Below are 11,777 nucleotides of genomic sequence, written 5' to 3' on the forward strand. Positions count from 1 at the left end.
TTTCGCGAGGTAGATCAATGTCTCTTGATGATCTGTTCGCAGTCAGAGGCCCTTCGATGGCCACCCAGGGCAGCAGGATGTTAAAGTCCATGAAGATCGCCCTGGCATCGCCCGAGCAAATTCGGGAATGGTCTTTTGGCGAGGTCAAGAAGCCCGAGACCATTAACTACCGGACCTTCAAGCCCGAGCGCGATGGACTGTTCTGCGCTAAGATTTTCGGGCCCGTGAAGGACTACGAGTGCAACTGCGGTAAATACAAGCGCATGAAGCACCGTGGTATTGTGTGTGAGAAATGCGGAGTTGAAGTCATTGCTTCCAAGGTCCGGCGCGAGCGCATGGGCCATGTGGAACTGGCTGCACCCGTGGCACACATCTGGTTCCTGAAGACCTTGCCTTCCAAGATCGGCACCCTGCTCGACATGACAATGTCCGATCTCGAAAAGGTTCTGTACTTCGACTCCTTCATTGTTCTGGACCCGGGCGATACCAGCCTGCAGTTGAACCAGATCATCTCCGAGGAGCAATACTACCAGGTCATGGACCACTACGGCGAAGAAGCCGTGAACGTGGGCATGGGCGCAGAGGCCATTCGTGGCCTGCTGGAAGAGCTGAATCTTGAAGAGCTGAGGATCAATCTCCGTGAGGAGTCCCTGACCACCCGCTCCCAGACCAAGAAAAAGAAGCTCACCAAGCGTCTGAAGATCGTGGAAGCCTTTATTGATTCCGGCAACAAGCCCGAGTGGATGATCATGGAAGTGATTCCGGTCATTCCGCCCGAGCTTCGTCCTCTGGTTCCGTTGGACGGCGGTCGCTTCGCCACTTCGGACCTGAACGACCTGTACCGCCGTGTCATCAACCGCAACAACCGTCTGAAAAGACTGTTGGAGCTGGGCGCGCCGGATATCATTATCCGTAACGAAAAGCGCATGCTGCAGGAAGCCGTTGACGCTCTGTTCGACAACGGTCGCCGTGGCCGCGCCATCACCGGCACTAACGGACGCCCCCTGAAATCCTTGTCAGACATGATCAAGGGTAAGCAGGGTCGTTTCCGTCAGAACTTGCTGGGTAAACGTGTCGACTACTCCGGTCGTTCCGTTATCGTGGTTGGTCCCAAGCTTAAACTGCACCAGTGCGGTCTTCCCAAGAAGATGGCTCTGGAGTTGTTCAAGCCCTTCATCTACTCCAAGTTGGAGCAGAGGGAGTTGGCCACTACCATCAAGAGCGCCAAGAAGATGGTTGAACGTGAAGATCTGGTGGTCTGGGATATCCTTGAAGAGGTTGTCCGTGAGTACCCGATCCTTTTGAACCGTGCTCCGACCCTTCACCGCCTCGGTATCCAGGCCTTTGAGCCGACCCTGGTTGAAGGCAAGGCCATCCAGCTGCACCCGCTCGTCTGCTCCGCCTACAACGCGGACTTCGACGGTGACCAGATGGCCGTGCACGTTCCCCTGTCCATCGAGGCCCAGATCGAATGCCGCGTACTGCTCATGAGTACCAACAACATTCTGTCTCCGGCCAACGGTACTCCCATCATTGTTCCTTCGCAGGATATCGTGCTGGGTCTGTACTACCTGACCTCCAAGCGTTCCTTTGAACAGGGCGAAGGCAAGAAGTTCTCCGATAAGTGGGAAGTCATTGCCGCTCTGGACGCCGAGGCCGTGTCTCTGCACGCCCGCGTTGAAGTGCGCATGGATGGTCAGTTGGTGAAGACCACCCCTGGTCGCGTTCTGGTCAGCGAGCTGCTGCCGCCGGAAGTGCCCTTTGACCTGGTCAACTGCTTGCTGGACAAGGGCAACATCAAGCGCCTTGTGGGTGAGACCTACCGTCTTGCCGGCACCAAGGCCACGGTCATTCTTTGCGACAAGATCAAAGACCTGGGTTACGAGTACGCTACCCGCGCCGGTGTTACCGTCGGTGTGCCCGATCTGCGCATCCCTGAACGCAAGAAGACCATTCTCAAGGATTCCACCGAAGAGGTGGAGGCCATCGAGAAACAGTATCAGGACGGTATCATTACCCGTACTGAGAAATACAACAAGGTCATCGACGTCTGGACCAAGGCCACCAACGATGTCTCTCATGAGATGATGCACTCCATGTCTGTGGACATCATCACTGACCCCGTGACCGGGAAGACCGAGGAGAACACCAGTTTCAACCCGATCTTCATGATGGCCAACTCGGGCGCTCGAGGCAACGTGGACCAGATGAGACAGCTGGCTGGTATGCGAGGCCTGATGGCCAAGCCTTCCGGCGAAATCATCGAGACCCCCATTACTTCAAGCTTCCGTGAAGGTCTGTCGGTACTGCAGTACTTCATCTCCACTCACGGTGCTCGTAAGGGTCTCGCGGATACCGCGCTGAAGACCGCGAACTCAGGTTATCTGACCCGTCGTCTGGTTGACGTGGCCCAGGACGTGACCGTTACGGAACTGGACTGCGGCACTGTTGACGGCCTTGAGATGACCGACCTGATTCAAGCCGGTGATATCAAGGAAAGACTCTCTGCCCGTGTACTGGGTCGTACGACTCTGCACCCGGTCATCCATCCGGAGACCGGAGAGGAAGTCGTTCCTCGCGGCGTGATCATCGATGAGCAATACGCACGGGCCATTGAGGGTTGTGGTGTGACCAGCGTGAGCATCCGTTCTGCGCTGACCTGCCACTGCCAGCACGGTGTGTGCGCGGCCTGTTACGGTCGTGACCTTGCCCGTGGGCACCTGGTCAACGTTGGTGAGACGGTGGGTATCATCGCTGCTCAGTCCATCGGTGAACCTGGTACCCAGCTGACAATGCGTACCTTCCACATTGGTGGTACGGCTTCCAAGGAAGTCGAGCAGTCGAACCACGTGGCGCAGCATCCCGGTCGAGTCACCTTGTCTCGTTGCAAGATGGTCAAGAACTCCAAGGGACTGCATCTGGTCATGGGTAAGTCCGGCCAGGTTGGTGTCGTGGATGACGAGGGTCGCGAGCGCGAAAAGTACGTGCTGCCTTCTGGTGCCATTCTGCATGTCACTGCCGGTCAGGAAGTCAAGAAGGGCGACCTGATTGCCGAGTGGGACCCGTTCAACGAACCCTTCGTTTCTGACGTCGATGGTACCCTCAAGTTCAACGACCTGATTGAAGGCAAGACCTATCAGGACAACGTTGACGAGACGACCAACCGTACGTCGCAGACGATCATGGAATATCGCACCACCAACCTGAAGCCTTCCATCTCCGTGGTGGATGAAAATGGCGAACCCAAGCCCCGTCCCGGCTCTTCGGCTAACGTGGCTACGTTCCCGCTGCCGGTTGGCGCCATTCTCATGGTGCGCGACGGTGACGAGGTCAAGGCCGGTGACATCATCGCTCGTAAACCTCGTGAGACTTCCAAGACCAAAGACATCGTCGGTGGTCTGCCGCGAGTCGCCGAGTTGTTCGAGGTGCGTAAGCCCAAGGACCAGGGCGTCGTCTCCGAGATCGATGGTATCTGCTCGTACGGTCCTGACACCAAGGGTAAGCGCAAGATCATCGTTACTCCTGAGACTGGTGAACCTAGGGAATACCTCATTCCCAAGGGTCGCCATATCACGGTGACCGAAGGTGACTTCGTGGAAGCTGGCGAAATGCTGACCGAAGGCAACGCCGAGCTGGCCGACATCCTGAAGATCAAGGGTGAGAAGTTCCTGGCCAACTATCTCGTGGAAGAGGTGCAGGCTGTGTACCGTTTCCAGGGCGTTGGAATCAACGACAAACACATCGAGATCATCGTGCGCCAGATGCTCAAGAAGGTCATGATCACCTATCCGGGTGAGACGAGCTTCCTGAACGCTGAGCAGGTGGATAAATATCGCTTCATGGTTGAGAACGCCAAGGCCGTGAAGGAAGGGCGCAAGCCCGCCGTGGCACAGCCGCTGGTGCTGGGTATCACCCAGGCCTCTCTGACCACGGACTCCTTCATCTCCGCAGCCTCCTTCCAGGAGACCACCAAGGTTCTGACCGAGGCGGCACTCAAGGGCAAGGAAGACTCCCTGCGCGGCTTGAAGGAAAACGTCATCGTTGGCCGTCTGATTCCGGCTGGTACTGGTTACCGCCGCTATATGGACTGCCCCATCGATGTGCCTGAGCAGCTTGAGCGTCCTGACAAGTTCCTTGAGGAACTTCAGGAAGACCCGCTCCTGTTGCATAGCTCCTCTTCTTCCTAGAAGAGGCAGATAAGACAAGATATAGGGACCGCTTTGGCGGTCCCTTTTTTTGGCCTAAAAGAAGCGCCGGTGGCCCACTGCCACCGGCGCTATCCACGTCTGAACCCTGCCGAATATTACGGCAGGGTTTGTTTATCAACGGCGCTGGATGGGGAGGGGGGAGTGACGCCGTTGAAATAGGTACGAATGCTCTTGGTTGCATCATCCAGAATGCAATACAGGCTGGGGACCAGGCACAGGGTAATGGCCGTGGCGAACAGAATGCCAAACCCAAGAGAGATGGCCATAGGGATCATGAAACGAGCTTGACGCGAGGTTTCCAGAAGCATGGGCATCAGGCCGAAGAAGGTGGTGAGCGTGGTCAGCATGATGGGGCGGAACCGCGTTAAGCCCGCCGCTGTCGCGGCTTCAAAGGCGTTTTGCCCCTGCTCGCTGTTGCTATTTGCGGTATTGATGAAGACTAGGGAATCGTTCACCACCACCCCAGACAGGGCCACGATGCCGAACATGCTGGGGATGCACAGGGCATAGCCCATGAGCAGATGCCCAAGAATGGCTCCCACCACACCGAAGGGGATGCAGACCATGATGATCAGCGGCTGCGTGTAACTCCCGAAGGGGATGGCCAATAGGGCATAGACGACTAGCAGGGCAAGAAGCAGTCCGACTACAAGACTCTGCATACTTTCGGTCATGTCGGCCTGACGGCCTTCGAAACTCCAGGCAAGGCCCGGTACCGACTTCATCAGACGAGGCAGGACATCACTCTTCAGGCTTTGCAGGACCAGGGTCGCCTGGGCTGTGGGTTGAACCTCGGCTGTGACCTCGATGGTTCGGCGACCTTGATGGCGGGTGATCTGGGTGTAGGCTCGCCCTCGTTCAATGCTGACGGCTTCAGTTAACGGAATTTCGCTTCCGTCAGGAGTGCGCAGAATCATGTTTTCCAGGGAATATTCGGTGGCGCGCTCGGCCTTGGGCAAAAGCGTTCGCACTGTGATTTCGTTGCGACCGCGTTGCTGAGCCAGGGCTTTTGCACCATAGAAGGCGCTACGCACCTGGGATGCAACGTCGGCGGCCGTCAACCCGGCGGCGAGGCCAGCAGGCAGCATATGAAAATCCAACTGCTGCTTTCCGTCGGCCGAACCGTCATCGATGTCCGATGCACCACCAAATTTGGACAGTTCAAGAGCCAGAGTCTGTCCAGCAGCATTGAGGGTTTCGGTGTTGCGATGCGAAAGTTCTACATTGACCGCAGGGTCCGAGCCGGGCCCTCCCTTGTCGGATTTGAAGGTCAGGTTTTCCAGCCCGGGGATTTCTCCACTGCGTTGGCGCCACTGATTGATGAACGCAGCGGTGCTGATAGGGCGGGCGTCGGCATCGGTGAGGTAGACCCTCAAGGAAACGGTATTATCCGAAACCACGGAGAAAACTGATTTGACCAGGGCCTGCCCTCCGTTATCTATGGCGACCGCCTCGGCCACTGTGGTCAGGTATTGTCGCACTTCTTCCAGCCGGGAGGCTGGTGACCCGTACGGCAGGGTTGCTTCACAATAGCCCAGATCGGACTCGGTTTTGGGGAACAGGGTGAAGCCCATCCGTCCGCTGCCTGCATAGGCGCCGACGATCAGCAACAGGGCCAGTCCGCCCGCAACAACGGCGTAACGGTATTTGAGGGCAGCCCGCAGCAAGGGGCCATAGCGATTGATAACAAAGGCATCAAACTTCTTTTGGAAGTTCGTATGCCAGCGCGCCAAACGATTCGTGCTGTGAGTGGCGGAATGCTTTGTGTGAGCCATGTGTGCGGGCAGGACGAACAGACTCTCCACCAGCGAGATCAAAAAGACCGTGATGACGACGATGGGGATGTTCCTGAATATTTTGCCGGGAACACCTGGTACGAAAAGTAGCGGTGCGAAAGCAGCTACATTGGTCAGCACCGCAAAGGTCACGGGCATGGCCATTTCTTTGGCACCGATGATGGCCGCTTTCAAAGGAGGCATTCCCTCTTCGCGACGGGCGTGGATGTTTTCGCCCACCACGATGGCGTCGTCCACCACGATTCCCAGGGCAACGATGAAGGCGAACATGGAAATCATGTTGATGGACAGATCCATGGAAGGCAGAAACAGGAAAGCCCCGAGAAATGAGATCGGGATGCCCAGGCTGACCCAGAACGCAACGCGAATCTCCAGGAACAGTGCCAACAGAATGAAGACCAGGATCAACCCCATCCAGGCGTTTTTGAGCAGCAACTCGGCCCGCTGGTTGAAGGTGTCCGACATGTCCCTGAGCACAGCCACATCCAGCCCCTCCGGGGCCGATGCCTTGAATTGCTCGACAATGTTCATTGTGGCATCGGAGACCTGACCCGGGGTCTGGTCACCAACACGGTACACATCCAATCCCACCGTGGTCTGGCCATTATAAACCGCATAGTTGTTGGAATCCTCGAAGTCTTCCCGCACAGTGGCAATGTCCTGGACCAGAACCTGCGAACCGTCCTCGGTGGAAATGAGCGGGATACGTCCGAATTCCCAAGCCCAGTCGCGGCGTTCCTTGACACGGACCAGGACGTCACCGCCTTTGGTGCGGATGGTGCCCCCCGGTGTTTCCACCGCTGCTGCGGCGATGGTGTCGGCCACGTGTTCGAGGGTCAGGCCATACCGTCGAAGCTGTGCCTGGGCGATCTCGACGTGCACTTCATGATCGCGCACTCCTTTGAATTCCACGATGGTGATATCGGGTGACTGGAGCAGCATGTCCCTGAGTTCGTCAGCCTTGTCACGTAAGACAAGTTCGGTCTGCTCGCCGTAGACAGCAAGGCTTACGACCTCGCGGCTGTGGGTGTTTTCGCTGATAACCGGGTCTTCGGCTTCGTCGGGAAAGGTGGAGATGCCATCTACTTCGCTTTTCACGTCCTGGGTCAGCTTGGAGATGTCCGCCCCTTCCTGGGCTGTGATGGTGACGCTGGCTGAACCTTCACTGGCTGTGGAGTCGATTTCATCCACACCGTCCAATCCCTGTACGGCGTCTTCGATGGCCAGGATAATGCCCTGCTCCACCTCTTCGGGGCTGGCACCGGAGTAGGCAACTCTGATGCTGACCTGGTCTTCGGAAAACTCGGGGAAGACCTCCTGCTTGATCATGGTGGCCATGATCAAGCCACCGATCAGGCAGATCAACATGATCAGGTTGGAGGCTACGGAATTGCCTGCCATCCAGGCAATGGGCCCTTTGCTATTATCCATCATGACGGCTCTCCCTGATGTTTTCGGAGGCCATAGCGTCATCGGTCTTTACCTGAACGTGCAGTGTCATGCCCTGAATTGGTGAAGCGATGTCGGTGGTGACCACCTGTTCACCTGTCTGCAGGCCAGAGGTGATGAAGACAGTATTGCGGTCGCTCCAGGTTACGTTGACAGGGCGGATGTTCAGGGTATTGCCGTTGGCAATCCAAACGGAAGTGCCATCACGCAGGGCCTGCCGGGGCAGGGCGATTACATTGGAAACAGTTGGGCCGGTGATGTGTGCCGTGACGTATTCGTTGAGTACCAGTGGCTGGTTTCCATCCCGCAATCCCATCGGATCAGGAATGCTGATCAAAACCCGGGCCATGCGGCTGGATTCCACCAGTTCTCCAATGCGGCGCAGGACATGACCGGAACGGCTGGCCTGACTGGTTTTGCTCTCGATCTGCACAGCACTGCCAGGAGTTTGGGAAGTGGAGAAAATGATCCAGCGCAACTGGGAGACCGGAACAGCGGCTTCGATCCAGTATTCATCGGTGCCGACCAGAGTACCCAGAGTGTCGGTGGTTGAGATGTCGGAACCGAGGTTTACCGAACGCTCGGTGACCAGCGCGTTGAAGGGGGCTTTCACCTGGCTGCGTTCAAGGTTCAGCCGGGCCACTTCCAGAGCTGCCTCGGCGTCGTCCAGATCTGCCTCGGCTTGAGCCAGTTGCGGTTCTCGCAGGGCAAGAGACGTTTCATTCACTGCGGTGTCGGAGGAGAGGGAGAGCAGCTCCAACTGAGCTTTGGCCACTTGTTGCTGACCTCTCTCCAGGTCCAGGTCGGCCCGGGTACGTATGACTTCGTTCTGGGCTTGGCGTAAAGCCAGACGGTAGTCGGTATCATCCAGTTTCAGGGCGATTTCACCGGATTGCAGGAGACCGCCAGGGGTGAAGGATTCCGAAAGCTTTTGGACGTGACCGGACACCCTGGCGCGTAGTTCGATTTCACGGGCGGCACTGACGGTTCCCATGACCTCGATGCTGATGGGCCGATCTTCGGCTTTGGCTGATATGGTTTCGACCAGGGTTGGGGTTACGCCAGCGGCTCGGCCTCGACCTGCAGAGGGCCGAGAAAAGAGCAGTGAGGCAGCAATGGCCGCTCCGCCAAGAAGGAGTAACAGGGGCATTCCAATGGTCAGCCAACGCCGGGAGGAGGTGGCTTTATGTGTATTGTTCATCACGAGTGTTTCCTTGTGATATTGGTGAGAATGAGGCCCGTTGGGGTGAGTTTGTCTGCCCAGTCAGTACCTAGAGCCCGATAGAGGGTGATGCGGTTCTTGAGGAGGTCGGTTTTTTCCTGAATCAGTGTGCGTTCCAGAGTCTGAACGGTGGTTAGCGCATTAAGCATGGAAAGATAATCGTCCACGCCGTTCAAATAGCGTCGGTGCGCTTCCTCCTTGGCCAGACGGGCGGCTGTGAGTTGCTTGCCTAGTGCCAGAAGGTAGTCTTGTTGCCCGGATTCGGTCACCAGCGCATCCTCAACTTCCTGAATGGCGGTGAAGACGGTTTCCTCGTAGGCAGCCAATCGCTCCTGAGCCAGAGCGCGGGTGCGATCAACCTCGGCCGCGCGTGTTCCACCGTCGAGCAGCGGGAAGACCAGACTGGAGGCCAGATTAAGGCTCCAGGCATCAAACAGATTTTCCAGTGTGTTTCCTCCGTAATCTGCGGAAGCACTGAGAGTCAGATCGGGCAGACGGTCAGCGCGGGCGGTGGCGATTTGCCAATCGGCAGACTCAAGAGCCAGACCTGCAGAGCGAATATCCGGGCGTGAGGCCAGAAGATCGGCAGGAAATCCCGTTTTGGGTGGGGTGGGTAGATCGGGTAGGGCGGAACTCTGGGGCAACTGCAGGCTGCCAGGCATCTGACCTGTCAGTATGGCTAACTCGTTGAGGGTTGTTCGTTCCTGGGTTTTGAGTGGAGGGAGCAGGGCCTTGGTTGCTGCCAGGGTTTGCTGTTGTTGCAGAATGTCCAGAGCCGAGGCCTGGGAAGCAGCGAAAAGCAATTGCTGAACGCTCAGGATTTGCTCGTTGGTGGCAACCTGATTCCGCACCAGGCGAACCTGTTCACGAGTGGCGAGTAAATCCAACCAGGCTTCGCTGACCTCACCGGCGACGGTGATAGCGGCAGTATTCAAGTCTTCGCGTGATGCCTGGGCATCGAGGAGTCCCGACTGAGCGGTGGCCCGAAGGCGTCCCCAGAGATCAAGTTCGTAGGAAGCAGCAAGTCCGAGTCCGTAGGAGTCACTCAGGGTTAAAGAGTCTGCCCCGGATGAAGGGGTTTCGGTCCAACTGCGAGTGTGTCCGGTGTCACCCGTGGCATTCAGTGACGGAGTCAGCGCTGCTCCTGCCTGTCTGGCCAATGCCCTGGATTGCTCGAGTTGTGCCCAGTACTGCCGCAACGTGAAGCCTCTGGAGAGGGCCTTGTCCACCAGCATGTTCAGTTGTGCACTATTGAATTGCTCCCACCATTGCCCTGGAGCTTCGCCCAGAGGTGAATACAGGGAGTAGTGGGCAGGTAGTGCCGCTGAAAGCGTATCGCGTTTTTCAGGGGCAAAGGGTGCACAACCCACCGCGAGTATTACCAAGGGAGTCACGCAGGTGAGGAGAAGTAGGCGAAGGTGTTTCATGGGAGGTGTTCTTCCGGTTGATGATGAGATCATGGTGGAAGAACGGTTGGGGTGCGCAAAACCTGCGCAAAAAGTTCTGTTTAATTTGTCCTAGGCGGACAGGGGAGAGAGGACGGAGCGCAGGGCTTTGCGGGCACGGACAAGCAGGGATTCCACAGCCGAGACCGTGACATCCATGGCCATGGCTATTTCATCGTAGCGCAGGCCTTCGTTGTGCCGCAGGATGAGCGCGGTCCGTTGTGATTCGGGCAGACGGCGTACTGCCTGGGCCAGAGCGTCGGCTGTTTCCTGGCGGATGGCGGCGTGCATGGGGGTGTCATGGTCCGGCTGTTCGGGAAGTTGTTCCACAAGTAGTGGTTTCTTCTTGCGTACGTAGTCCAGGCACAGGTTGCGGGCGATACGCATGGCCCAAGCCCGGAAGCTGGTGCCCGGAGTGTAGGTGGCAGCATTGGTAAAGATACGCAGGAATGTTTCCTGGGCCACGTCCGCCGCTTCGTGGGCGTCGCCCAGAAAGCGGAAGGCAAAGCCATGCACGGACCCCTGGTGTCGCTCCAGCAGTTCCCGGAAGGCTCGATGATCCTCGTCAGCAATAAGCAGCATCAGATGATCGTCATCGAGGGAAGAGTAGTTTTTAAAGAAGAGCATTCTGTGATTGTAGCCTAGTGGGGCATCTGGGGGCGATGGGCTTTCATGTTCTCGATGAATTCGCGAGTTTTCTCCGGGCCAACTTCTTCTCTCATTCGCAACAGGAAAGTGGTCGCAGTCTCAATCTTGTAGCGATGCAGAAGAAGTTGCTGTTCTGTTAATGCTTCGAGGCGTTGGAGGGTAGGCGGCTCAATACCGGTCAGTTCAAGCATTCGCTTGTTCATGTTGGATTCACGCTTCTGGTGGAAGTCACCCATGGCCTGGTGGAGTTGCAGTTCTGCTTCAAGCAATATCCGACGCTTGGATTCGGGGATTTTCAGTTGGTTGATCTGGTGCACTGCTAAATTGTGTCCCCTGTCGGGGGCAGTGAAGAACAGGGCGTGGTGAGCTGCAGCGGCGATGAACCCTATATTAAGGAATATGGAAAACAGGATCAGGATACGTTTTGTTCTGAGCTTCACAGGTATTCTCCTTGTCCGTCGATCAATACGGAGAGGGTATCGGTGCTGGTGGTCGATGAGGCAATGGCCGTGCTGTAGAACGTGGCCGTATACAGAAAGACACCGAGCAGAAGCCCTGCGGCGAGGGCGGTGATCCCCAGTCCTTTGTTGAGTGTGGGTAAGGCTAACCACCATGAGCCAACCGGTTTTTCAATGGATACGTTGCGTGCTGCAAGCAGGGTGGATGCAATCAGGTCCGGTGTCGGAGGTGGTCCGGGCAAGGCCCCAATATCATTATATAGCCGCTGCAACTCGTCGAGGCGTTGCTGGCAGCCTGTGCATTCCAGGACATGCTCCTTGAGATTGCGGGCCTCGCTGGGGGCGAGCTCGCCATCCAGCCAGGCGTGTATATGCTGATCAGCTTTTTTACAGTTCATGAGTTCTCCTTGGACCACTGTGTGTGGCATACAATGTCCATATATGATGGAACGTACGAGGACGCAAAAACCTGCGCAAAAAAAATACCGGGAAAGAGGAACGGACAAATTCCGAGAGAGGCCTTGTGGCGCATCGAAAAAAAAGGCAGGATG

At 56.8% G+C, this 11,777-nt stretch carries 7 protein-coding genes; 1 reads left to right on the forward strand and 6 read right to left on the reverse strand.

Annotated features, from left to right (window positions below; all coding sequences use genetic code 11):
- Positions 1–77: 77 nt before the first annotated feature.
- Positions 78–4,187: a DNA-directed RNA polymerase subunit beta' gene (gene rpoC / locus EL361_RS01910; protein ID WP_476698381.1), complete on the forward strand. Its 4,110-nt coding sequence runs from the start codon at positions 78–80 to the stop codon at positions 4,185–4,187.
- A gap of 116 nt (positions 4,188–4,303) precedes the next feature.
- On the opposite strand, the gene EL361_RS01915 is transcribed toward rpoC, so the two are convergent.
- The 6 genes from EL361_RS01915 to EL361_RS01940 form a co-directional block, all read right to left on the reverse strand.
- Positions 4,304–7,438 carry an efflux RND transporter permease subunit gene (locus EL361_RS01915; protein ID WP_232034849.1) on the reverse strand — a complete coding sequence of 1,045 codons (3,135 nt, stop codon included), beginning with the start codon at positions 7,436–7,438 and terminating at the stop codon, positions 4,304–4,306.
- Positions 7,428–8,654 (reverse strand): efflux RND transporter periplasmic adaptor subunit, encoded by a 1,227-nt coding sequence (locus EL361_RS01920; RefSeq protein ID WP_126376023.1) that lies wholly within the window; start codon positions 8,652–8,654, stop codon positions 7,428–7,430. The genes EL361_RS01915 and EL361_RS01920 overlap by 11 nt, the downstream gene beginning before the upstream one ends.
- Positions 8,654–10,102: an efflux transporter outer membrane subunit gene (locus tag EL361_RS01925; protein ID WP_172961587.1), complete on the reverse strand. Its 1,449-nt coding sequence runs from the start codon at positions 10,100–10,102 to the stop codon at positions 8,654–8,656. Before EL361_RS01925 ends, EL361_RS01920 begins: the two co-directional genes overlap by 1 nt.
- A gap of 90 nt (positions 10,103–10,192) precedes the next feature.
- Positions 10,193–10,747: an RNA polymerase sigma factor gene (locus EL361_RS01930; RefSeq protein ID WP_126376027.1), complete on the reverse strand. Its 555-nt coding sequence runs from the start codon at positions 10,745–10,747 to the stop codon at positions 10,193–10,195.
- A gap of 14 nt (positions 10,748–10,761) precedes the next feature.
- Positions 10,762–11,208, reverse strand: coding sequence for a hypothetical protein (locus EL361_RS01935; protein WP_126376029.1), 447 nt, complete (start codon positions 11,206–11,208; stop codon positions 10,762–10,764).
- A complete protein-coding gene (locus EL361_RS01940) occupies positions 11,205–11,624 on the reverse strand; it encodes an anti-sigma factor family protein (RefSeq protein ID WP_172961588.1) in 420 nt (139 codons plus the stop codon). The genes EL361_RS01935 and EL361_RS01940 overlap by 4 nt, the downstream gene beginning before the upstream one ends.
- Positions 11,625–11,777: the final 153 nt, after the last annotated feature.

The organism is Desulfovibrio ferrophilus (assembly GCF_003966735.1).
GTDB lineage: Bacteria > Desulfobacterota > Desulfovibrionia > Desulfovibrionales > Desulfovibrionaceae > Desulfovibrio_Q > Desulfovibrio_Q ferrophilus.

What these genes read in the sequence shown, in the direction of transcription:
- rpoC (WP_476698381.1), top strand. Translation starts at nt 78, where the DNA reads ATGTTAAAGTCCATGAAGATCGCCCTGGCATCGCCCGAGCAAATTCGG.
- EL361_RS01915 (WP_232034849.1), bottom strand. Translation starts at nt 7,438, where the DNA reads ATGATGGATAATAGCAAAGGGCCCATTGCCTGGATGGCAGGCAATTCC.
- EL361_RS01920 (WP_126376023.1), bottom strand. Translation starts at nt 8,654, where the DNA reads ATGAACAATACACATAAAGCCACCTCCTCCCGGCGTTGGCTGACCATT.
- EL361_RS01925 (WP_172961587.1), bottom strand. Translation starts at nt 10,102, where the DNA reads ATGAAACACCTTCGCCTACTTCTCCTCACCTGCGTGACTCCCTTGGTA.
- EL361_RS01930 (WP_126376027.1), bottom strand. Translation starts at nt 10,747, where the DNA reads ATGCTCTTCTTTAAAAACTACTCTTCCCTCGATGACGATCATCTGATG.
- EL361_RS01940 (WP_172961588.1), bottom strand. Translation starts at nt 11,624, where the DNA reads ATGAACTGTAAAAAAGCTGATCAGCATATACACGCCTGGCTGGATGGC.